Here is a 23,631-nt window from a genome sequence, read left to right as displayed (position 1 = left end):
CGTGGTCGTTGCGATTTTCGCTTGGCAACGGCGCGCGGCACGCTAGGAAGCCCGCAACGGAAGTGTGGCCGAGTGGTTTAAGGCAGCGGTCTTGAAAACCGCCGTGGGTTTACGCTCACCGTGGGTTCGAATCCCACCGCTTCCGCCATTCCCGTTCTGGATAAGGCGTCAGGCGTAGCTGCTGGGGCCGGTGCCATGCAGGATGACGGGCGGCAGTTCCATCTTGTGAATGCTGGCTTCCGCGATGATCGCCAGCGGATCGACGGGATGGCTGAGCAGCAGGCCGCAGCGATCCGGACCATCCCAGATCACGGTGCCGCACACTTCCAGCCCTTCGGTGATCAGCGTCACCCATTCGCCGATCGGTGGCAGCCAGTTGCCGGTGAGTAGCGCGCCATAGATGGAAATATTGCGAATGGTGACGGTCTGGCTAATGCCATCCCAGTTCAACGTCGCCTCGACCTCTGCGTCGTAGCGGCTTTCGCGGCGGCGTTCGGCGCGCGCGCGATAGATCATGCTGTCCATAACCTCTCTCCCGGTTGCCCCCCGGGATTAGACCAAAGTCGATCCAGAAGATTGCGGAAGAATGAAAGGGCTTGGTTAACAGCGGATTGAACGGAAAAGGGCCGAACATTACGCCCGGCCCTCCCTTATCAGATCACGCCAGAGCGCCGTGGCAATGTTTGTATTTCTGGCCCGAACCGCACGGGCATGGCGCGTTGCGGCTGATGTCCAGATTGGCATATTCGCCGGCCGGAACGTTGCCCACGGGCGCGCGCGGAATGGTGGTAGTGACGCCGCCGAAGCTGCCGGCGTCGATATCCGCGCTGTTATCTTCGCCCGAGAAGGGGTCGATATGGGTGGTGATGAAGTCGGGCAGGACCGGCAGGCCATAATCTTCCAGCGGCGGCTGTTCCATGCGGAACTGCACGCGCGCGATGGAGCCGGTCACATCCTCGCGGATATTTTCCAGCATCCGCTCGAACAGCGCGAAGGCCTCCTGCTTATATTCGTTGATCGGCGTCTTTTGCGCATAAGCGCGCAGATGCACGACCTGGCGCAGGGCGTCGAGCGTCGAAAGATGCTCCTTCCAATGATGGTCCAGGCTCTGGAGCAGGATCGACTTTTCGATCATGTGCCAGTCGGACGCCTCGACCTCCTTGGTCTTTTCCGCGACGGCTTCGTCGGCCAGCGCCGACAGCCGTTCCTCGATCATTTCGGGGTCTACCGAATCCTCGGCCAGCCAGGCGTCGAAATCAGGCTCAAGCCCAAGAATTTCGGCGGTACGAACTTTGAGGCGCTCCATATCCCACTGTTCGGGATAGGTGCCCGGCGGGCAGGATGCGCCGACCAGATCGTTCACCGTCTCATGGCGCATGTCGATCACGACGTCATCGACGGTGTCGCTGTCCATGATGTCGCTGCGCTGTTCATAGATGACCTTGCGCTGATCGTTCATCACGTCATCATATTCGACGACCTGCTTGCGGATATCATAGTTGCGGGCCTCGACCTTGCGCTGCGCCGTCTCGATCGCCTTGCTCAACCATTTGGAAGGCGGCAATGCCTCGCCATCTTCCAGGTTCGACCGGATCATCTTGGCGAACATCGTGTCCGGGCCGAAGATGCGCATCAGATCGTCGTCGAGGCTGAGGTAGAAGCGCGACAGGCCGGGGTCGCCCTGGCGGCCCGAACGACCGCGTAGCTGGTTGTCGATGCGGCGGCTTTCATGCCGCTCGGTGGCCAGCACGAACAGGCCGCCGGCGGCCAGGACTTCCTGCTTCTCGACCTCGATCTCGGCTTCGATCCGGGCGATGGCAGCGTCGCGCTCCGGGCCTTCCGGCACGTCGCGCAGCTCGTCTTCGACGCGCATTTCCAGGTTGCCGCCCAATTTGATGTCGGTGCCGCGACCAGCCATGTTGGTGGCGATCGTCACCGCGCCCTTGCGGCCCGCCTGCGCGACGATATGCGCTTCGCTGTCATGGAAACGGGCGTTCAGCACCGCGTGCGGCACGCCTTCCTGCGTCAGGAATTCCGACAGCATTTCCGATTTTTCGATCGACACGGTGCCGACCAGAACCGGCTGGCCCTGCTCCGCATGGACCTTGATGGTCTTGGCGATGCCACGGAACTTGTCATCCAGGTTTTTGTAGAAACTGTCTTCTTCGTCGATGCGCTGCACCGCCCGGTTGGTCGGGATGGTGACGACGTTCATCTTGTAGATTTCGAAGAATTCCGCCGCTTCGGTCGCGGCGGTACCGGTCATGCCGCCCAGCTTGGGATACATGCGGAAATAATTCTGGAAGGTGATGGAGGCCAGAGTCTGGTTCTCCGGCTCGATCTGCACGCCTTCCTTGGCTTCGACCGCCTGATGCAGGCCATCGGACCAGCGGCGTCCGTCCATCATGCGGCCGGTAAATTCGTCGATGATGACGACCTTGCCGTCCTTGACGATATAGTCGATGTCGCGGCGGAACATCACGACTGCGCGCAGCGCCTGGTTCACATGGTGAACGACGGCCGTATTCTCGAAATCATAGAGGTTCGCGCCCTGCAACAGGCCGGCGTCCTCCAGCAGGCGCTCGATCTTCTCGGTGCCGTCTTCGGTCAGCGTGACGGTGCGCTGCTTTTCGTCCTTCTCATAGTCGGCCTCGACGATCTGCTTCACGATCGCATCGACGGCGACATAGAGTTCCGATTTGTCGTCGGTCGGGCCGGAGATGATGAGCGGCGTGCGCGCTTCGTCGATCAGGATCGAGTCGACTTCATCGACGATCGCATAGTTGAACGGGCGCTGGACCATCGACGCGCGGTCATATTTCATATTGTCGCGCAGATAGTCGAAGCCGAGTTCGTTGTTCGTCGCATAGGTGATGTCGGCGGCATAGGCGTCGCGCCGCTGATCTTCGCTGATGTTGGGCACGATGACGCCGGTGGTGAGGCCGAGGAAGCGATAGACCTGGCCCATCCATTCGCAGTCGCGGCTGGCGAGGTAATCGTTCACGGTAACGACGTGAACGCCCTTCCCCTCCAGCGCGTTGAGATAGGTGGCCAGCGTCGCGACCAGCGTCTTGCCCTCACCCGTGCGCATTTCGGCGATTTCGCCGCGATGCAGGACGATGCCGCCCACCATCTGCACATCGAAATGGCGCATGCCCAGAACGCGGACGGCCGCTTCACGGACCGTGGCGAAGGCTTCGGGCAGCAGCGCGTCCAGCGTCTCGCCATTGGCCAGCCGTTCGCGGAACCGGCTGGTCTGGGCGACCAGTTCCTCATCATTCATCGCCTGTACCGCGCCTTCGAAAGAGGCGATCTGGTCGACGATCTTGCCCAGCGACTTCACATAACGTTCGTTGGACGATCCGAAGATGGACTTGGCGAGTGCGCCGAACATGCAAATTCCTGACAATAGGGGGACGTTCCGCCTCCTTGCGAGAGACGCACGCAGATATGCGCCGCGATTTAGGCACGGCACATCCTTTAGTCAATCAGAGTGCGGCTGAACCCGACCTGTCGTATCGATGTCATGATCGTGCGGCAGGCGGTTTTCGTCGGGTGGTGGCGTCATCAGGGCGCGGGGGGCTTTGCACGTCGCGCACGCTGGGCCACAACGGCATGGCAAGAGCAAGGGTCGCAAAATTGTATCGTTCGTTCGTCCTGGTCCCGGCGCGCAGTCGTGCCCTGCCGGTCGCTATCCTGATGGCGATGGCCCTGATTCTGTGGTTCGGCCTCACGGCGATCGCGACTCCATTCGACCATGACGAAAGCCAATATGTCGCCGGCGCCTATTTCAGCAGCCGGCTGCTGATCTTCCGCGACTTTCTCTATCTTCAGCCGCCGTTGCACAGTTGGGCCTTCGCGCCGCTGGCCTGGCTATTCCCCGATCATATGGTGCTGGCGATGCGGCTGGCGACAGCGGTGACGGCAATTTTCACACTGGCAACGCTCTGGACGGCGCAGCGTATCGCGGGCGTGTCGCGCGACAGTGCGGCCATCGCGACGTTGCTGGTGGCGACCACCGCCGCCTTTCAGTTCACGGGCGCCGTGGTGCGCAATGACATGCTGCCGACCTTGCTGTCCGCAATGGGGTTGCTGGTCAGCTTGCTCGCGCTGCGCCATTGCACGCGCCGATATTGGTTTGCGGCCGGCGTGCTGTTCGGACTTGCCATCGCCACCAAGCTGAATTTCGCGCCGCTGGGCCTGATGACCGGACTGTTCGTGCTGCTGACGGGGGGACGCTGCGGCTTCAAGGCGGCCTGTTTTCTGGCATTGGGGGCCTGTGCGGGCATGGCGCCGATGCTGGTCGCCTGGGCGGCGGCACCGGATGCCTTCTTCTATGGCGTACTGACCTATGGCGCGACTGCGCCCCATGCCTGGTACGCCGCCAACGGGGCGTTCGACGAACTCGACACGCTGGAAAAGCTGACCGACCTGCTCAAATATCTGTGGAAAGGGCCGGCGCTCGTTGCGCTCCTTCTGCTCTGTGCCAACTGGATCGCGACGCGGGGCCGCATCCGATCGCCCGGCCGGCGACTGGCGATCTGGATGACGGGCGGCGCGTTGATCGGCGCGGCGCTGCCGACTCCGTCGCAGGTCCAATATGTGATGCCGCTGCTGCCACCGCTGGCGCTAGCGCTGGGCTATCTGCTCGACGATGCGCGGCGCTGGACGTTTGCCCGGCGACAGGCGTTGCTGGGGCTGCTTTGCCTGGCCGCCATCCCCGGCATGCTGGCAGTAACCCGCCATGTCGTGGCGATGCTGCGCGCAGGTTCGCCCGTCTTGCAGGCCGATGCCGGTGCGCGCTGGGCCGGTGCGAGCGTGCGCGCCATGGGCGGTGGTGATATTGCCACCCTCTCTCCGCACATGATCCTCGGTAGCGGCCTTGACCTGGACCCGCGCTTTGCCGCCGGTCCCTTCGCCTACCGCACCGGCTGGACGATGGGGCCGGTGCTGGCGCGGCAGGTGCATGCGATAATCCCGGCGACGCTGGGCGACATGGATCGCGATCCGCCCGCCGCCATTCTGACCGGCTACGAAGACGGCACCCGCAAATTGCCGATGCGCCCCGATGACGGCCTGATCTCCTATGCCCGTCGCCATGGCTATCGCATGTTGTCGATGCCCGATGGCGTGGGGCGGCTCTATCTTCGGACGGGTCGCTTTTCCCTGTCGCGCAATGATTGACCCTCGCCCGATTTTGCCGCATTTCGCCCGTTATGACCGATCGCTCCCCCCTCGCCCCCGCCGCCTTCCCGATCCTGCCCGTCATTGATGGAGTGACGCTGCGCACCGCGCGCGCCGGGTACAAGGCATGGACGCGATGCGACCTGACCTATGTGGAACTGGAAGCCGGCACCGCCGTCGCCGGGGTGACAACGCAGAGCAAATGCCCCTCTCCGGAAGTCGAATGGTGCCGCGACGCCATTCCGCTGGGCTCGGCCCGCGCGCTGGTGGTCAATGCCGGCAACGCCAATGCCTTCACCGGTCATCGCGGCCGCGCAGCGGTAGAAGCGATCGCGGCCAAGGTCGCCAATCATCTTGGCTGCCTGCCATCGGATATTTTCGTGTCTTCGACCGGCGTGATCGGCGTGCCGCTGCCGATCGACAAGGCCGAAGCCGGGCTGGAAGCGGCCTTCACCGTCACACCCTGTGGTTGGGAAGAGGCCGCGACCACGATCGGCACGACCGACACCTTCGCCAAGGGCGCGCATGTGTCCGCCATGATCGGCGAGCAGCGCGTCGAACTGGTCGGCATCATCAAGGGATCGGGCATGATCGCGCCCGATATGGCGACGATGCTGGGCTATATCTTCACCGATGCTTCGATCGACCCGGCCCTGTTGCAACAGATGCTCTCGGCCGCCAATCGCAAGACCTTCTCCTGCATAACGGTCGATAGCGATACGTCGACCAGCGACACTGTGCTGGCCTTCGCCACCGGCAAGGCCGGCAATGTTCTGCTCGCATCCATGGACGATGCCGGCGCCGACGCCTTCCATGCGGCGCTGAGCGATCTGTGCCGCCAGCTTGCGCATCTGGTGGTGCGCGACGGCGAAGGCGCGAGCAAGTTCATCGACATCAGCGTCGAAGGCGCGGAGAGCGACGAAAGCGCGCATCGCATCGCTTTGTCGATTGCCAACTCTCCTCTGGTCAAGACCGCGATCGCTGGTGAGGATGCCAATTGGGGCCGCGTCGTCATGGCCGTGGGCAAGGCGGGCGAACCGGCCGACCGCGACAAGCTGTCGATCCGCTTCGGCGCGACGCAGGTGGCGACCGGCGGCCTTGCAGTCGAGGGCTATGACGAGGCGCCCGTCGCCGCGCACCTGAAGGGCCAGGATATCGTCATCGGCGTCGACATCGGCCTGGGCGAAGGGCGAGCGCAGGTTTGGACCTGCGACCTGACCCATGGCTATATCTCCATCAATGCGGATTACCGCAGTTGAGAGGGCGGAGCTGATGCTGGAACTGCACGAACCCGTCGTCGCGCTGATGCGGCAGGTTGGGCGCGACATCGTCATGCCGCGTTACCAAAACCTGTCCAGCGACGAAGTCAGCGAGAAGGCGGCGAATGATTTCGTCACCATCGCCGACAAGGAAAGCGAATTGCGGCTGGCCGAAGGGCTGGCCGCGATCCTGCCCGAAGCCGGCGTCATCGGTGAGGAAGCCTGCGCCGTCGATCCTGCCATATTGGACCGGGCCGGTCAGGGCCTGAACTGGATCATCGACCCGATCGACGGGACCGGCAATTTCGCGGCGGGCAAGGCACCCTTCGGCATCATGGTGGCGCTGGTCGATGGCGGCACGACGCTGGCCGGATGGATCCTCGATCCGCTGACCGGGCGATTGTGCCATGCGATGCTGGGCGGCGGCAGCCATATCGATGGCGAACGGGTGCAGGCGCGCGAGAGTGGCGGCGACCTGCCGATCGCGGCGCTGGCCGTTTATTTCATGCCGGAGGAAGAACGCGCCGACATTCAGCGCCGGTCGCACGGCAGTTTCACGCTGGTGGATATCCCCCGCTGTGCCGCCGAACAATATCCCCGACTGGTGCTGGGTCAGAATGACGTCTCGGTCTTTGCGCGGACTTTGCCCTGGGATCATGCGGCGGGCACGCTGTTCGTCAATGAGGCGGGCGGTTGCTGCCAGCGCACCGACGGGACGCCTTATATAGTGGGCGACTTGCGGCGCGGGTTGATGGGGGCATCCTCGCCGCGCCTATGGGATCGGGCGGCGGCGACGCTGTTCGGATAGAAGGATATGCCATGCTGACGATCTGGGGCCGGTTGAATTCGCATAATGTGAAGAAGGTTGCCTGGTTCGCCGACGAAATCGGCCTGCCCTATGTCCGCCATGATGTGGGCGGCGCATTCGGCATGAGCGCCGACTATCTGGCGAAAAACCCCAATGCGTTGATCCCCACGATCGAGGATGGCGACGTCACCTTGTGGGAATCCAACGCGACCCTGCGCTATCTGGCGGCGCGTTATGCCCCTGCCCTATGGCCGGCCAATCCTGCGGAACGGGCGCAGGGCGACAAGTGGATGGACTGGCAATTCGCGTTTGCAGATGCGCAGCGCGACGCTTTCCTGCAACTGGTGCGGCGCGCGCCCGAACAGCGAGATGGACAGCTATTGGCGGCATCGGCGGCGGCATCCGGCGCGGCGATGCGGATATTGGACCGCACGCTTGCGGTGCAGCCCTGGCTTTCGGGTGTCTCTTTCGGTGTCGCGGATGTGCCGATGGGCGTTTACGCCCACACATTTTTCACGCTGGATATGGAGCGGCCCGATGTGCCGCATGTGCGCGCTTGGTACGACCGGCTGCGTGGGCGGCCGGCCTATGCCCAGTCGGTGATGATCCCGCTGACATAGGCCCGCACGCTTAACCGCTTACAGGACGCTTTCGATCCAGCCCTTGAGCGCGCTCTTGGGCGCGGCGCCGACCTTGGTCGCGGCCGCTTCGCCATTCTTGAACAGGATCATCGTCGGGATGCCGCGCACGCCATATTGGCCCGGCGCGTCGGGATTTTCGTCGATATTGATCTTCGCGATGATGACCTTGTCGGCCAGCTCTTCGGAGATTTCCTCCAGAGCCGGGCCGATCATCTTGCACGGGCCGCACCATTCGGCCCAGAAATCGACAAGCACGGGCTTGTCCGCGTTGATGACGTCGTCCTTGAAGCTGAGGTCGGTAACTGCCTTGGTGGCCATGAGTGTCTCCTTTACTTGAAGTCTATCTAGGGTGAGCGCGCATCCGGCTCAACGGGTCAGAGCGGCAAATTCTCCTGCGCGGGCACATAGTCGGGCTTGTGCGCCGCGAGCGGCGCGAGGCCCGGCTTGTGCGCCGCCAGCGCTGCGGGTGGTATGATGATCAGCCGGGGCGCGCTGGTGTAGAGCAGCCCTGCCTCGATCATGCGATCAGGAAAGATCACCTCCAGCGCCGCGACATAGGCCGCCATTTGCCGGATGTGCGGGATCGGGACGTCCGCCAGCGTCAGCGGCGCGACCCGGCCGGTCTTGAAATCGGCGATCTGGATGCGATCGGGACCGATGCACAGGCGGTCGACCGTGCCGGCGATGACCGCCTCCCCCACCACGGCAGCGATCGGTGCTTCGGCCAGCGCATCCGGCCCGAACAGCGCGGCAAAGTCCGGCGCTTCGATCACGCGGAGTGCCTGGTCGATGACGTCATGCCGCTGCGCCGCGTCGGTGACGCCCTGCTGCACCAGCCAGCGATCCGCTGCGTCGCGCCGACGATCAGATGCAAGGACAGGCAACCGTTCGAACAACGCATGGAGCCAGCGGCCCCGCTCCGCCGCCGCGCGCATCGCTAGGGTCGGCGGCGGATAGGGCACATCATCCTCGACCGGGGCCGACGGCGCGAGCGGCCGGGGTGGCCGCGATTCGGCCGGGGCGGGCTGGCGCAGCCAGGTCGGCTGATCCAGCGTGACCGCTTCGATCGCGCTTTCAGCCTCCGGAGCCTTGGGCGGCAGCACTTCCGTACCACGCCAGCGCCGGGTCGCGCCCCAGAGCGGATCGGCATCCCATTCCGCGCCGAGCGAGATCATCGCGGCCTCGACCGCTGCGTACCAGCTTTCCGGCTTCACCTCCCCCTTCGCGCGGGGGCCAAGCGATCCGGCGACGATCAGCCGCTCTTCCGCGCGCGTCAACGCGACATAGAGCAGGCGCCAATGCTCCTCCCGCTCCACCTGCGCGGCGGCTTCGGCGACGTCGCCGATCGGCCCCTGCCGCTCGGGCTTGCGCGGGGCCAGGATCGGCAGGCCGTTCCAGACCAGCGAGTCCGCGCGGTTGCCGGCGTCCGGGTCCAGGCAGGCGTCGGCCAGGACCACGATCGGTGCCTGCAATCCCTTGGCGCCATGGACGGTCAGCAGGCGTAGCATGTCGCCCTGCGCCGCCGCGTCGCGAACGATGTCCACCTCGCCCCGGTCGAACCAGTCGATGAACCGCTGAAGCGATGGATGGTCGTCGCTTTCGAAGGCGAGCGCGGCGTTCAGCAATTCCTCGATCGGGTCGGCAGCTTCGGTTCCCAGCCGCTCGATCAGGCGACGGCGGCCGTTCATCGGCCCGGACAGGATCCCCTCTAGATAGCGATAGGGGGTCGAGAAATCCGCCATAGCCAGCAGATCGCGCAGCGGTTGCAGCAGCACCTCGTCCCGCGTCTCGCGCAAATGCCGCCACAGTCCGCCCTTGCGGCCGATCAGGCGCGTCATCAACTCGTCCTGGGTCCAGCCGATCAGCGGCGACACCAGCAGTGCGGCGAGGTTCAGTTCATCCTCCGGCTGCACCGCAAAGCGCAACGCCGCCAGAAGGTCGCGTACCGCGAGCGGGCTGTTCAGCCGCAACCGGTCGATTCCCGCGACCGCCACCTTCTCCTCATAGAGGCGCGCGACGATCAGGCGTGCCAGTTCGCTACGCCGCCGCACGAGAATCATGATGTCGCCCGCTCGAACCGGCCGACCCCGGCTTTCCAGCATCAACCCGTCGTCGATCCATTGGCGGATCTGGCGGGCGATCTTGGTCGCCAACGTTCTTTCCTGATCGGCGGCCCAATCCTCTTCACCCTCTGCATCCTCGGACAGGCCAGCGACGACGGGTTTCCACAGTTGCACTTCGCCGGGATGACGGTTGGCGCTGATGTGGCGGACCTCGCTCGGCGCCATGCCCAGCTTCTGCGCGGTCAGCGTGGCGATGGTGCGATCCACCACGTCCAGCACGGCCGGCGTCGATCGGAAACTCTGGTCCAGCGAAAGGTTGAAAAATTCATGTCCCGACTGGTCGGCATCCCGATTGAACAGCAGACGGGCGGCTTCGAAATTGGCCGGGCTGGTGCCCTGAAAACCGAAGATCGCCTGTTTGAAATCGCCCACGGTGAAGATGGTGCGGACCTTCTGCCCCGGCTCCCATTCGGTTGCGAAAAACTCTTCGGCCAGGGTGCGGACGATCCGCCATTGCGCGGCATTGGTGTCCTGTGCTTCGTCCACCAAGATATGGTCGATCCGCTGGTCCAGCTTATAGCGAATCCATTCGGCAATACCCGGCTGTTCCAGCAGCGATGCGGTGCGCGCGATCAGATCGTCGAAATCGACCGCGCCCGCCAGTCGCTTGCCGTGCGCATAGGCGCGAGCATAAGCGCGCCCGGCATGCAATGCCTGCGCCAACAAGGCGGCATAGTCGGCGCGCAATTTCATCGCGATCAGCGCGCCGCTGCGCTCATGCAGCCGCGCCGCCATCTCGATATAGCCGTCGACCGGTGGCACCCACCCCTTGGCATCGATCAGGTCGCCGTCCGCCTTGGCCCAGGCGCGGTGCAGGTCGACAAGCGTCGCCGCCCGACCCGCCGGGTCCAGCGCCCGCCAGGCCGCGATGCGATCGCACCGCTCCAGTCCGCGTCCCTTGCCCCAATCCACATTGGCCCGAACGATCCCGTCCAGCGTCCTCATATCGAACATGGCGTCGGAACATTGTTCGCCAAGCCATTGATCGATATCGCCATCGGGCAATTCCAGTTCGGCCGCCAGCCACGGCCCGATCGCGTCGGGCAGTTCGTCCAGCGCATCGCCCTTCGCCGCGCAGCGCAGCAGAAACTGTTCCGCGCCGCCCTCGCCCAGCCGCAGGCTGATCGCCTGCAACGCGCCGATCAGCGCTTCATCGCCCAGATCATGCGCCTGCACCACCATGTCCGCCAGCGTCTGCCGGGCCAACCCGGACTGTTCGCGCTGGTCGAGGGGGCGAAAGCCCGGCGTCAGTTCGGCTTCCAGAGGGAAGGCGGTCAGCAATTGCTGGCAAAAGCCGTGAATGGTCTGGATGCGCAGGCCGCCGCCGGTGGATTCCAGCACTTCGGCGAAGAGGCGCCGGGCCTGCTCCTGCTGCTCCGGCCCATGATCTTCGCCCAGTGCGATCAGGTCACCCGCCAGCGCGGGCCCGTCCATTTGAACCCATGCCGCCAGTCGGTCATGGATGCGGTCCGCCATTTCCGCGGCGCCCGCCTTGGTGAAGGTCAGGCACAGGATATTTTCCGGCCTCACGCCTTGCAGTAGCAAGCGGAAGACGCGGGCGGTCAGCACATGGGTCTTGCCCGTGCCGGCCGATGCCGACAGCCACACATGCGCGTCGGGCGCGGCGGCCCGCGCCTGATCGCCCAGCAATTTCTGAAGCGCGCGCGTCTTAGCCATCGTCGCGGCCATACCATTCCTCCAGCCGCATCAGCTGATCATAATCGCCATAATTGGCGACTTCGGGGTTGATCTCCGCCCGGAAAGGCGCGGTGCCCAGAAGGAAGGCGTTGGCCAGTTCCTCGAAATGCTCATGGGCGTGGGCGGTGAACTGGTCGGTGACGATCTTGTCACGCTTGCCCAGCGGATCGACCGGACGTTCGCGATAGCCGAACTGGTCGCCCTTCTTGGCCAGCGACCAATATTCGAAATCGCCGGCCTTGGGTTGCGATCCCAGCCCGTCGAATCCGCCCATCTCGGCGATGATGCCCAGCAACCCCAATTGCAGGGAAAAGCCGGCCTTCACCTGCCGCGCGCTGGGCGGCTTGCCGGTCTTGTAATCGATGATGCCGATGCCTCCGTCGGCGAGCCGATCGATCCGGTCGGCCTTGCCCATCAGCGTCACGCCGGCAATGTCGGCTCGCCCTTCCCGCTCGACCGCCAGGATGGTGCGGCCTTCCGCCTTGTCCTTCACCACTTCGGCCGCGATCCAGCGGATCGCTTCGATCAACCGGGGCTGCCACAGGGCCTTGAGCAGCGGGTGGACCTCCGGCTGGTCGAACATGGCGCGTGCGCGTTCTTCCAGATCGGCGGGGTCCAGCGTTCCGGCTTCCGCCCAGCGCTGGAGAATGTCGTGGACCGCCGTGCCACGCCAGGCCGGGCCGGCATCGGCATCGACCGGGTCGAGCCGGGCCAGGCGCAACACCCGCTTGGCGTAGAAGGCGAAGGGGTCGGCCTTCAGCCGATCGACATCGGTGACGGGAATGAGGTTCGGTCGCACGGAAGCGGGCGGCGCAGGCGCTGGGCGTTCGGCCGGGCGATGCGCGCCGGGCGCATCCATCGCCTGCGCCAGCATCGCGTAGCGCTGCGCCGTTTTCCATTGCGGTCCGGCCATGGCCTTCAGGCGCAACCAGAAGCGTGAAGCAACCGCCGGCCCGCCGCTCCCGCGCCGCGCGCGGGTGATAAGGACATGGGGCGCACCTAGTGCGCTGGCGAAATCATGCGCGGCAAGGCCGATCCGCATTTCCAGCCCCGGCAACCCCAGTTCGCGCCGGATGCGCGGCGCCAGCCAAGGGTCGGGAGATGGCAGGCCCGGCCATGTGCCTTCGTTCAGGCCGCCCAGGATCATGAGGTCGGCCTGCATCAACTGCGCTTCGATCAGGCCCAATATGCTGATGCGCGGATGGCCGCCCTGTGGCGGGCGCACCGAAACGCCGCCCAGCATATGGTCCAGCAATACCGGTAGCGCGCGCGGATCGGCCTGACGTGGGCCTTCGGGCGCGGCAGCCTCCATTTCGGCGAACAGGTCGGCGGCGGCGTGACCCTGATGGCCGGACCAGACCGCATCGCCTGACAATGCCCCAGCCTGCTCGCGCAAGGCCGCCAGTTGCTCGCCAAGATCGATGGCCCGGTCAAAGCCGCTTTCCAATGGCTCCAGCAGGGCGCGGGCTTGCGGCCACCACTCCCGTACCGCCTCGCGCAGCACGCGCTGGCGATCGTCCGGACGTGGGAGCAGCAGCAGGTCGATGCCGTGCAGCCCCGCCTGCGGCCGCGGTCCGCGCAGCAGCAGGTCGAGCGCGCGTACGCCTTCCAGCCAGCCAAGCCGTCCTTCGCCACGCATGACCAGCGGATGTTTCAGCAGCGTCAGCAGCGGCACCGGCGCGAAGCGTTCCGCGACCGCCTCCGCCATGGTGATCAGCAGCGTACCGGGGAGCAGGCGCGAGAGAGGCTGACCGGCGGAATCGTCGGCCGCTATGCCCCAGCGGCGCAGATGAGCGGACACGCGCGTCGCCAGTTGCCGGTCGGGCGTCACCAAAGCGGCGGTGCGTTCGGGCGTTTCCAGAGCCTCGCGCAGGGCAATGGCGATCGCCTGCGCCTCCTCGCCCGGTGTCGCGACTTCCAGTGCTTCCACGCCGCTCAGCGAACGGTCGGCGGTTTTCAGGTCGCGCCAGCGGCTGGTCAGCCGGGGTGGGAGCATCGCGTTGGAGATATTGCGGCTGCGCACCGCACGGGCATCATGCTCGCTGCCCCAGCGCCAGTTGGCGACATCCTCGCGGGTTGCGCTCATGGCGTCGAGCAGGCGCTTCAGCGCATATTGGGGATGGCTTTCATGGCCGGACGGCGCGCGACCGGTGACGGGATCGGGGTCGAACGGACCGATCGCCTGCCATGCTTCCTCATCCATATGCTGGTCGAGGCCGGCGAACACGACCATGCCGGTCGCCATCATGCCGATCCGGCGGAGCAATGCGGCGACAGCGGGCGCGGTAGAGGCGATGCCCGCCGCCGCCACGAAGCCGGCAGGCGGATGCGCGCCCCAACGCACCGTCAGCCGATCGAACAGCCGGTTCCGGCGATCGGCCAAGTCGATGCAACCGGTCCGGGCCAGTTCCATCGGCCACTGCGCGATCAAAATTTCGAACATGGTCAACGACGTCTGCCAATGTTTCGACAGTTCGTCGGACAGTTGCAGCTTGTGCAGCGCGCTCAGCGGCACTCGCTCCACCTGCATCTGATCCAGCACGGCGCCCAACGCCTGCCCCAGCAGCAATGCCTGGCCCGCGTCGATGTCTGGCTTGGCCGCCTGTACCATCCGCGCCAGGATCATCTGCCGGCGCATCGGTGCGATCGCGGGCGGCACCGCGTCTTCCTCACCCAGCGGATCGAGCGCGCCGCCGACCTGTTCCCCAAGCTCCGGATCGCCGATCGCGACCAGGCGCGGCAACAGCAGACCGCCGTTCGACTGGCGCACGAAGGCGTCGCTGACGGCACGGATCGCCCGGTTGTTGGGCAGCAGCACCATGCCCTGCGCCAGCGCCATCGGATCGCCGCGATGCTGCGCCAGCAGGCCCGCTACCAGCGCATCGGCAAAGGCGCGATGCGCGGGGATGGTGAACAAAGCGGGTTGGCTGCGCTCACCCATGAGCGAGCATCGACTCCACGACGGGAATGGCCTGCGGCGTACCGACATCGAACCACAGGCCCTGATGCGACACGCCGTAAAGACGGCCCGCCTCGATCGCGCGGTTCCAGAAGATGTTGGTGGAAAAGACATCCGCCGGCGGATCGATCAGCAGCGATGGCGTCATGATCTGCACGCCGGTAAAGACGAACGGCGCGACATGGGCGGTCTTGCGCCGGGTCAACCGGCCGGTCGGGTCCATATGGAAATCGCCCGGCCCCTTGTGACAGTTGGCGCGCGCCAGCGGCACTAGCAACAGCAGCGCGTCCATCTTGTCCGGGTTCCAGACACGCTGCATCATGCCCAGCGTTTCCTGCGGCCCGTCGATCCACAAATTGTCGCTATTGGCGCAGATGAACGGCGCGTCGCCCAGCAGCGGCTTTGCCTTGATCAGCCCGCCACCGGTTTCCAGCAGCTTTGCCCGCTCGTCCGACACGGCGAAATCCAGCCCGCATTTGCGCGCCTTCAAATGCGCCTCGACCGTGTCGGCCAGATAATGGACGTTCACCACCACCTTCCTGATGCCGCCCGCCTCCAGCCGGTCCAGGGCATGGTCCATCAGCGGCTTGCCCGCGACCTTGACCAGCGGCTTGGGCCGGGTCGCGGTCAGCGGACGCATGCGCTTGCCCAGCCCGGCGGCCATCAGCATGGCGGTGTCGATCATGCGGGAATATGCTCCTCGAGCGCATCATGGCGCTTGTCGGCGGGAATATTGGCGGCGAACCAGTCGGCGACGGGCGCCAGGGCCGGATGCTGGAGGTCGCGCTCCAGCAGGCTCCACATACGCGGCAGGTAAGACAGGTAACGCGGCTTGCCGTCGCGTTTCCACAGGCGCGTGAAAATGCCGATGATCTTGGCATTGCGCTGCGCACCCAGCACCGCATAGGCGGCGTCGAAATCGGCCGGCGGATTGGCGACAGTCTTGTAATGGGCGAGCATCGCGGCTTCGACGTCGACCGGCACGTCGCGTCGGGCATCCTGCAACAGCGACACCAGATCATAGGCCGGGTGGCCGGCCAGCGCATCCTGGAAGTCGAGCAGGCCCAGGCCATGGGAGGCCGGCCCATCGATCAACATGATATTTTCGGCATGATAGTCGCGCAGCACCGTCACGGTCGGGCTGGCCGACTGTTCCACGATCGGCAGCACCGCGTCCCAGGCGCGGGCATAGCCGTCTGCATCGACGTCAATGCCGATCGCCGGGCAATACCATTCGGTCAGCAGCCCGGCCTCGCGCTGATAGACGGCCCGGTCATAGGGCGGAACATCGGCGGCGGGCAATGTGTGCAGATCCGCCAGCAGGTCGATCGCGCGGGCATACACGGCCAGTTCGGCGTCAGGCGCCTCGTCCAGATGTTCCTTGACGCGCAGGTCGCCGAAATCCTCGATCAGCACCAGCCCTTGCTCCAGATCGCGCGCCAATATCCGCGGCGCGGCGAAACCGTCGGCCAGCAGATGTTCGGCGATGGCGATGAAGGGGCGCGGATCTTCATGGGGCGGCGGCGCGTCCATCAGCACGGCGCGGCGGCCGCCGTCCAGCACGCGAAAATAGCGGCGGAAGGATGCGTCGCCGGCAAGCGGGACGATGGCGGCTCCATCCCATCCCGCGTCGGCAAGGAAGGCGGGCGCGGTGGCGGGGGGGATCATATCTGTGACCATCGATCCGTCCAAGCGTCCGGCACGTCCGCTGTCAAGCGCCGCGCGTTATCTTCCGTAAAGTCGATGTTAAGGCGCAGGGCATGGCCCCAAAGCCCATCGCCCAGCCGGTCGGGCCATTCGATGATGAGCAGACTGTCCATCAGATAGTCGCCCAGCGCCAGTTCCTCGGCCTCTTCCGGCGCATCCAGCCGATAGAGATCGACATGCGCGACCGGCAGGCGAACGTCCGGCACATCATAGGGCTGGACGATGGCGAAGCTGGGACTGGGCGCTTCGCCCTCCAGACCCAATGCCTCCAATATGCCACGCGCCAGCGTCGTCTTGCCCGCGCCAAGCCCGCCTTCCAGCGCGATGACGTCGCCGATCCGGGCATGGATCGCGATCCGCCGGCCCAGATCCAGCATCGCAGCCTCACCGCTCAACTCCATCACGACCTCAGCCACGGGGCAATTCGATCACCACCATGGTGCCCTGCCCGGCTTCCGATACCAGTTGCAACGTTCCATCATGTGCCTCTGCCAGTTGCCGCGCGAGCGGGAGGCCGATACCGGCCCGGCCACCATTGCGCGCCTGCCCCGCGCGGGCAGCGGGATCGAAGATGGCCGTCTGCTGCGGCGCGGCGATGCCGGGACCATTATCCGACACGACGATCCGGGCCTTTTCGCTTGTACCGTCACCATGCAGCAGGATGCGCGCACCCTTGCCGCAATAGCGGATCGCATTTTCCAGCAGATGGTCGATCGCCTGACCGATCCGGCGCGCATCGCCCTGCACCGCGCCCAGGCTCTCCTTCAACGCGATCTCAATCTCTATGCCCTTGGCGATGGCGTCCATCGTCATCCGGCTGGCGCTGTCCTGCACCACCTTGGCCAGATCGACCCGCGCATGTTCGATCGGCAGTGTGCCGACCTCCCCCTGTGTCAGGTCCAGCACATTGTCGATCAGCATCGACAGGCGCGCCGTGCTTTGCAGAATGCCGTCGACATAGCCCTGCGCCGGCACGCTCAATTCGCCTGCATAGCCCGCGCTCATCATCTCGGCGAAGCCGGAAATGGTGGTCAGCGGGGTGCGCAATTCATAGCTCATATTGGTGACGAAAGCGGTCTTGACCTTGTCCGCCTGCTCCAGCGCCTCGTTCCGGTCGCGCAGCACCTGCTCGACGCGGCGGCTGTCGGTTACGTCCAGCATGGTGAAAAGCGCATTGCCGTCCGGCAGCGGGATGGCGGCAAATTCGAAGATGCGCCCATCGGCAAAACCGACATGGCCGATGCGCTGTTTGCGCTCGACCGTGGCAGCACGCACCAGTTCGCGTACCAGATTGGCCTGTTCCGGCTTCGTCAGTTTGGCCTGTACCGCCCGCATCAGATCGTCGATGCGCGGATGACCGGCGAGCAGATCCTCGCTCGCGCCCCAGATGGTGCGGAACCGGCTGTTCCACATCTGCAATTTGCCGTCCGACGAGAAGACGCCGATCGATTCGAACAGATTGTCGAAGGTTGCGGTTCGCACCCGGAGCAGCGTGTCGCGCGCGCTCGACAATTGCACCTGCTCGGTCCGATCTTCGAAAATCAGCAGCAGGCCGCCATCGGGCAGCGGCTGGGCATAGACGCGTAAATGGGTGCCATCCTGCAACAGCCAGTTTTCTTCCAGCGGGTTGGGCGACAGGAACCATTGTCGCCTTTCGGTCCGCCATGCCGGGAAATCGCGATGTTCGGGAATACGGCGCGCGTCGCGCATCTGGTCCAGCACACGCTCGAACAAAGGCGCGTCGGTCAGCGCGTCCTGGCGCAGGCCGAACAGGCTGATGAAGGGCTGGTTCCAGAAGCGCAGCGCCCGATCCGGACCAAAGCGCGCCACGCCAGCCGACAGCCGATCGAGCAGGTCGCGTTGCGCCGTTTCCAGCCGCCGATGCTCGGTCCGCGCCTGTTCCAGTTCATGCTGATCGACCGCATAGCCCGCTACGCCGGCCGGCCCCAGCGGCACGTCCACGACTCGCATTGTGCGCCGCTCACCATCGATCGTGGCGGGCACCATGCGCTCGATCGGTTCGTCGCGGGCGATCGCATCGGCGGCGGCCGCCTCGGGGGTCAGGCCCGCCACCGTTTCGACCAGTTCGGTGCCGTGAGCGATGACATCGGCCGCGCCCGACGCATCGACCGCGCGCACATAGGCGCTGTTGACCAGGCTGAGGCGCAGGTCCGGTGTGCGATGCCACATCGGGAAGGGCGCAGCCTCGACCAGTCCCGCCAAAGCCTCCAGTGCATCGCGCAATTGCTCGACATGGCCGCGCAGAGACTGGATTTCGGCCTGGCTGTCGGTCGCGTCGAAAATCCACAGGATGACGCCACCGCTCGCCGCGATGCCCGGCCCGGCGGGCGCACCGCGTACAAGCAGCAAGCGCGAAGAGCCATGGCCGCGCACCGGTAGCGAGAAACTCTTCCCCGCTCGCTGGGCCGACGCGATTTCCTGCGCCAGCACGGCCGCATCTTCCGGCTCCAGCCCGCCATCGGGGGCAGTCAGTTCGGAAGCGAAGGTCGGCACACGCGGCTTGCCCAGCCATTTGGCGAGGCGGTCGGCGGCTTCCAGCCGGCCGTCGGGATGGATGATGATCGGCGCGGCGGGGGCCGACGCCAACAGGGTCGTCAGCCGATCCAGCTTGCCCTGCGCCTGCGTCCCTTCACGGCGCATCCGCTGTCCGCTGAGCAGCGCCCAGACCGCCGCGCCCAGCCATCCGGCCAGCACCACGCCGAAGATGATCGCGGCATAAGGCGACAATGTCGTCATGACATCCGCCCCTTGCGCGCCCTAGCCTGCCTGTCCCTGTTCATAAGCCGACCGGGCCTAAACCAGAACGGCGCCATGGCCAAGCCAAGCGGACAAGAAAAAAGGGAGGCGTTGCCGCCTCCCCCATTTCCTTTTGCCTGACGGCGTTCGCTTAGTAGCGATAATGGTCAGGCTTGAACGGGCCTTCCACCGGCACGCCGATATAGTCGGCCTGACGCTGGCTGAGCTGGGTCAGCTTCACGCCCAGCTTTTCCAGATGCAGCGCGGCGACCTTTTCGTCCAGATGCTTGGGCAGGACATAGACGTCGTTGCCGTAGGTTTCGCTCTTGGTCCACAGTTCGATCTGCGCCAGCGTCTGGTTGGTGAAGCTGGCCGACATCACGAAGCTGGGGTGGCCGGTGGCGTTGCCCAGATTGACCAGACGGCCCTTCGACAGGACGATGATCTTCTTGCCGTCGGGGAATTCGACTTCGTCGACCTGCGGCTTGATTTCGGTCCACTTCATGTTCGACAGACCGGCGATTTCGATTTCGCTGTCGAAATGGCCGATGTTCGACACGATCGCCATATTCTTCATGGCGCGCATGTGATCGACGGTCAGGACGCCTTCGTTGCCGGTCGCGGTGACGAAGATGTCGGCGCGCGGGGCGGCGTCTTCCATCGTCACGACTTCATAGCCTTCCATCGCGGCCTGCAACGCGCAGATCGGATCGACTTCGGTTACCAGCACGCGGGCGCCGCCATTGCGCAGCGACGCGGCCGAACCCTTGCCGACGTCACCGAAGCCGGCGACGCAGGCGACCTTGCCGGCCAGCATGACGTCGGTGCCGCGACGGATCGCGTCGACCAGCGATTCCTTGCAGCCATAGAGATTGTCGAACTTCGACTTGGTGACGCTGTCGTTCACGTTGATCGCGGGGAAAGGCAGCTTGCCCTTCTTCGACAGTTCATACAGGCGATGCACGCCGGTGGTGGTTTCTTCCGAAACGCCCTTGATCGACTGGACGGTCTTGGTCAGGAAGCCGGGGCGTTCCTTCAACACGCGCTTCAGCACGGCGACGAAGATTTCCTCTTCCTCGTTCGACGGCGTGAACAGCTCTTCGCCCGCCTCGACGCGCGCGCCCCACAGGGCGAACATGGTGGCGTCGCCGCCATCGTCCAGGATCAGGTTGCACACGCCGCTGTCGTCATTGTGCCAGTCGAAGATGCGCTCGACATAGTCCCAATATTCCTGGAGCGTTTCGCCTTTGATCGCGAAGACCGGCACGCCCGACGCGGCGATCGCGGCGGCGGCATGATCCTGCGTGGAATAGATGTTGCAGGTCGCCCAGCGGACCTGCGCACCCAGCGCGGTCAGCGTTTCGATCAGCACGGCGGTCTGGATCGTCATGTGCAGCGAACCGGTGATGCGCGCGCCCTTGAGCGGCTGCGACGCACCGAATTCGGCGCGCAGGGCCATCAGGCCGGGCATTTCGGTTTCCGCGATCTCGATTTCCTTGCGGCCAAAGGCGGCAAGGGCGATGTCGGCGATCACATAATCCTGCGCCTGGGTGGCGGGTGCAGTGGCCACGATCGTATCTCCGTCAGCTAAAGATTAGGCCTTGCCAGCGTCATGCCGGGCGAGGCGATGGAAAGCGCCTTACCAATGGCCGGCGCGCATGGCAACTCATATAAAGATTTCTTTATGTGGCTTATGCCGAACCGGCGCCCGATACGAGGTGGGAGGCATCCACCCCGGCGGCGGCGTAGGCGGCGGCCCATTTGCGCCGGGTGGGAATGTCGAACAGCAGGTCGGGATCGCCATCCGCCAGGAACCAGCTTTCCCCGGTCATTTCCTGCTCCAACTGCCCGGCGCCCCAGCCGGCATAGCCCAGCGCCACCAGATAACGGTTCGGTCCCCGCCCCTCCGCGATCGCCTTCAATATGTCGAGCGAACCGGACAGGCCCCAGCGGTCGCCGACCTGCACCATGTCCTGTCCGCCCCAATCGAGCGAATGGAGGACGAAGCCGCGACGTGGCTCGACCGGGCCACCGCGCAGCACGGGCACGTCCGGCACCTGGCTGCCGTCGATGTCGAAACTTTCCAGCAGTTCGCGGAAGGATACGCCCTCCATCTCCTCGCCCACGGCGATGCCCAGCGCGCCATTCTCGTCATGCACGCATAGCGCCACCACCGAATGGTCGAAGCGTGTGTCGGCCATGCCGGGCAGAGCGAGCAGGAAATGCCCGCCGTAGAAGCGTGTTTCAGTCATGCTTCGAATATAGAGGGCCGCATGAACTTGCCAAGGACACGCGTCGCAGCATTGGGGCGGCACGACATATTCATGGGCGCATCCCTTGACAGAAAAGCCCCCAGCGCCGACCTCCCGCCCGTCACAAGGCCAGGAGACAAGACCATGACCATTTCCAAGGGCGATCGCCTTCCCAGCACCACTTTCACGAAGATGACCGAAAACGGTCCCGAAGCCGTGCCGTCCGAAGACTATTTCGCGGGCAAGACCGTTGCGATCTTCTCGGTCCCTGGGGCCTTCACCCCGACTTGCTCGGCCAAGCATCTGCCCGGCTTCATCGACAAGAGCGAAGCCTTGAAGGCGAAGGGCGTGGACGAAATCGCCTGCACCGCCGTCAACGACGCCTTCGTCATGGGCGCCTGGGGCAAGTCGGCCGGCGCCGATGGCAAGGTTACGATGCTGGCCGACGGCAATGCCGATTTTGCGCAGGCGGTTGGCCTGACGATGGACGGCAGCAAGTTCGGCCTGGGCACGCGCGGCCAGCGTTTCTCCATGATCGTCAAGGACGGTGTGGTAGAGGAACTGAACATCGAAGCACCGGGCGATTTCAAGGTGTCCTCGGCCGATTACCTGCTCGAACAGCTCTGATTGTTTACGGATCGGGCGGCGGATCGGAAATCCGCCGCCCGATCTGCACGCGACGTCTTCCTTCCGTCACGCAAAGGCGTTAACAGGAGGCGATGACACAAAGCATCGGCAGCAAGGCGGTCGCGCAGCTCGACCATATCTATCAGACATCTATCGAAACTCTGCGGGAAGCGATGCGGGCCTATGCCCGCGACGGCAGCGTCCCGCCGCCCGAGGCGAAGGCCGACCGGCGCTATTGCTATCCCGAATTGCGGATCATCTATCATGGGGACAGCGACGCGCCGCCGCCGGGCCGCTCCTTCGCGCGCCTGTCGAAGCCGGGCCGCTATGTCACCACCGTCACCCGCCCGGCGATGTTCGCCGACTATCTGGCTGAACAGATCGACCTGCTGGTCCGCGACTATGGCGTAGAGGTCGAAACGGGGCTGAGCGAACAGCAAATTCCCTTCCCTTATGTGCTCGACGGTCTGGACATGAGCGCGCTGGACGGCACGCCGCCGACCGAATTGGCCCGCTATTTCCCGGCCACCGAATTGGCCGAGATCGGCGACGAGATCGCCGACGGCCTGTTCATGCCGGACGTCGATGGCGACCGTCCGCTGGCGCTGTTCGACGGGCTGCGCACCGACTTCTCTCTCGCGCGGCTGAAACATTATACCGGCACCCCTGCCGAACATGTGCAGCGATACATCCTGTTCACCAACTATCACCGCTATGTCGACGAATTCGTCGCCTGGGCCTGCGAGGAGCTACAGCGGGAAGGCAGCCGTTATACTGCCTTGTCCGGCGCGGGCGGCGTCTATGTGACACCCGAAACGGCCGACCCGGCGCGCATGATCGCCGATAGCGCGTGGCGCCGGCATCAGATGCCCGCCTATCATCTGATCGCGCCCGATCGCAGCGGCATTACCTTGGTCAATATCGGCGTCGGCCCGTCCAACGCGAAGACGATCTGCGACCATCTGGCGGTCGTCCGTCCCGAAGCCTGGCTGATGATCGGCCATTGCGGCGGCCTGCGCCCCAGCCAGCGGATCGGCGACTATGTTCTGGCCCACGCCTATCTGCGCGACGATCATGTGCTGGACGAAATGCTGCCGCCGGAAATCCCGGTGCCGGCCATCGCCGAAGTGCAGGTCGCCATGGCCCAGGCCGCCGAAGCGGTTCTTGGCAAGGGCGATCCGGAGGATTTCAAGCGCCGCCTGCGCACCGGCACGGTCGTCACCACCGACGATCGCAACTGGGAATTGCGCTATTCCAGCTCGGCCCTGCGCTTCAGCCTGTCGCGCGCGGTCGGCATCGACATGGAGTCGGCGACCATCGCGGCGCAGGGCTATCGTTTCCGCGTCCCATACGGCACGCTGCTCTGCGTGTCGGACAAGCCAATCCATGGCGAATTGAAGCTGCCTGGTCAGGCGAACCGCTTCTATGAAGAAGCGATCGCCAGCCATTTGCGCGTGGGCCTCATGACCTGCGAATTGCTGCGGGAAGAAGGGGCGAAGCTGCACAGCCGCAAGCTGCGCGCCTTCAACGAACCGCCTTTTCGTTAAAGCGTTTTCCAGGCGGCCGGAATCGGCTGCCGACTCGGAAAGCGCGGCTAACCAAGAATTTAGAGCTGC

At 64.9% G+C, this 23,631-nt stretch carries 17 protein-coding genes and 1 tRNA gene; 7 read left to right on the top strand and 11 right to left on the bottom strand.

Annotation, left to right across the window (positions count from 1 at the left end):
- Positions 1 to 58: 58 nt before the first annotated feature.
- Positions 59 to 148, top strand: a tRNA-Ser gene (locus F4U95_RS13670).
- A gap of 20 nt (positions 149 to 168) precedes the next feature.
- On the opposite strand, the gene F4U95_RS13665 is transcribed toward F4U95_RS13670, so the two are convergent.
- Positions 169 to 525 carry a PilZ domain-containing protein gene (locus F4U95_RS13665; RefSeq protein WP_120250135.1) on the bottom strand — a complete coding sequence of 119 codons (357 nt, stop codon included), beginning with the start codon at positions 523 to 525 and terminating at the stop codon, positions 169 to 171.
- Positions 526 to 658: 133 nt separating this feature from the next.
- Complete coding sequence (secA, locus tag F4U95_RS13660) at positions 659 to 3,394, bottom strand: preprotein translocase subunit SecA (RefSeq protein ID WP_120250134.1); 2,736 nt, start codon at positions 3,392 to 3,394, stop codon at positions 659 to 661.
- 245 nt (positions 3,395 to 3,639) lie between these two features.
- Between secA and F4U95_RS13655 the strand changes: the two genes are divergently transcribed.
- Genes F4U95_RS13655 through F4U95_RS13640 form a run of 4 tightly spaced genes read left to right on the top strand, consistent with a single transcriptional unit; the run spans position 3,640 to position 7,871 of the window.
- On the top strand, positions 3,640 to 5,184 hold the full coding sequence (locus tag F4U95_RS13655) for an ArnT family glycosyltransferase (RefSeq protein WP_246171593.1): 1,545 nt from the start codon (positions 3,640 to 3,642) through the stop codon (positions 5,182 to 5,184).
- A 32-nt stretch (positions 5,185 to 5,216) separates the two neighbouring features.
- Positions 5,217 to 6,443 (top strand): bifunctional glutamate N-acetyltransferase/amino-acid acetyltransferase ArgJ, encoded by a 1,227-nt coding sequence (argJ, locus tag F4U95_RS13650; RefSeq protein WP_150426046.1) that lies wholly within the window; start codon positions 5,217 to 5,219, stop codon positions 6,441 to 6,443.
- A gap of 13 nt (positions 6,444 to 6,456) precedes the next feature.
- Positions 6,457 to 7,251: an inositol monophosphatase family protein gene (locus F4U95_RS13645; protein ID WP_425505061.1), complete on the top strand. Its 795-nt coding sequence runs from the start codon at positions 6,457 to 6,459 to the stop codon at positions 7,249 to 7,251.
- Between the two features lie 11 nt (positions 7,252 to 7,262).
- The gene (locus F4U95_RS13640) at positions 7,263 to 7,871 is read left to right on the top strand and encodes a glutathione S-transferase family protein (RefSeq protein ID WP_150426045.1); all 609 of its coding nucleotides are present in this window, start codon (positions 7,263 to 7,265) and stop codon (positions 7,869 to 7,871) included.
- Between the two features lie 18 nt (positions 7,872 to 7,889).
- Here F4U95_RS13640 and trxA read toward each other — a convergent pair whose 3' ends face one another.
- The 9 genes from trxA to F4U95_RS13595 form a co-directional block, all read right to left on the bottom strand.
- Entirely contained in the window at positions 7,890 to 8,210 is a 321-nt protein-coding gene (gene trxA, locus F4U95_RS13635; RefSeq protein WP_120250131.1) for a thioredoxin, read from the bottom strand.
- A gap of 56 nt (positions 8,211 to 8,266) precedes the next feature.
- Positions 8,267 to 11,704 (bottom strand): double-strand break repair helicase AddA, encoded by a 3,438-nt coding sequence (gene addA, locus F4U95_RS13630; protein WP_150426044.1) that lies wholly within the window; start codon positions 11,702 to 11,704, stop codon positions 8,267 to 8,269.
- A complete protein-coding gene (gene addB / locus F4U95_RS13625) occupies positions 11,685 to 14,654 on the bottom strand; it encodes a double-strand break repair protein AddB (RefSeq protein WP_150426043.1) in 2,970 nt (989 codons plus the stop codon). Before addB ends, addA begins: the two co-directional genes overlap by 20 nt.
- Positions 14,647 to 15,357: a nucleotidyltransferase family protein gene (locus F4U95_RS13620; protein ID WP_150426042.1), complete on the bottom strand. Its 711-nt coding sequence runs from the start codon at positions 15,355 to 15,357 to the stop codon at positions 14,647 to 14,649. Before F4U95_RS13620 ends, addB begins: the two co-directional genes overlap by 8 nt.
- Complete coding sequence (locus F4U95_RS13615) at positions 15,354 to 16,340, bottom strand: aminoglycoside phosphotransferase family protein (protein WP_150426041.1); 987 nt, start codon at positions 16,338 to 16,340, stop codon at positions 15,354 to 15,356. The genes F4U95_RS13620 and F4U95_RS13615 overlap by 4 nt, the downstream gene beginning before the upstream one ends.
- A complete protein-coding gene (tsaE, locus tag F4U95_RS13610; protein WP_425505060.1) occupies positions 16,337 to 16,780 on the bottom strand; it encodes a tRNA (adenosine(37)-N6)-threonylcarbamoyltransferase complex ATPase subunit type 1 TsaE in 444 nt (147 codons plus the stop codon). The genes F4U95_RS13615 and tsaE overlap by 4 nt, the downstream gene beginning before the upstream one ends.
- Positions 16,781 to 16,787: 7 nt before the next feature.
- Positions 16,788 to 19,136: a sensor histidine kinase gene (locus tag F4U95_RS13605; RefSeq protein ID WP_150426039.1), complete on the bottom strand. Its 2,349-nt coding sequence runs from the start codon at positions 19,134 to 19,136 to the stop codon at positions 16,788 to 16,790.
- Positions 19,137 to 19,287: 151 nt separating this feature from the next.
- Positions 19,288 to 20,706, bottom strand: a complete 1,419-nt coding sequence (gene ahcY, locus F4U95_RS13600) for an adenosylhomocysteinase (RefSeq protein ID WP_120250124.1) — start codon at positions 20,704 to 20,706, stop codon at positions 19,288 to 19,290.
- 121 nt (positions 20,707 to 20,827) lie between these two features.
- Positions 20,828 to 21,388: a YqgE/AlgH family protein gene (locus F4U95_RS13595; protein ID WP_150426038.1), complete on the bottom strand. Its 561-nt coding sequence runs from the start codon at positions 21,386 to 21,388 to the stop codon at positions 20,828 to 20,830.
- A 144-nt stretch (positions 21,389 to 21,532) separates the two neighbouring features.
- Between F4U95_RS13595 and F4U95_RS13590 the strand changes: the two genes are divergently transcribed.
- Together F4U95_RS13590 and F4U95_RS13585 are read left to right on the top strand one after the other, a co-directional pair.
- Complete coding sequence (locus F4U95_RS13590) at positions 21,533 to 22,015, top strand: peroxiredoxin (RefSeq protein ID WP_150426037.1); 483 nt, start codon at positions 21,533 to 21,535, stop codon at positions 22,013 to 22,015.
- A gap of 92 nt (positions 22,016 to 22,107) precedes the next feature.
- Positions 22,108 to 23,562: an AMP nucleosidase gene (locus F4U95_RS13585; RefSeq protein ID WP_150426036.1), complete on the top strand. Its 1,455-nt coding sequence runs from the start codon at positions 22,108 to 22,110 to the stop codon at positions 23,560 to 23,562.
- The last annotated feature ends 69 nt before the right edge of the window (positions 23,563 to 23,631 follow it).

The organism is Sphingobium limneticum, assembly GCF_008710165.1.
GTDB lineage: Bacteria > Pseudomonadota > Alphaproteobacteria > Sphingomonadales > Sphingomonadaceae > Sphingobium > Sphingobium limneticum.
This window is presented reverse-complemented; position numbering and strand designations above follow the sequence as displayed.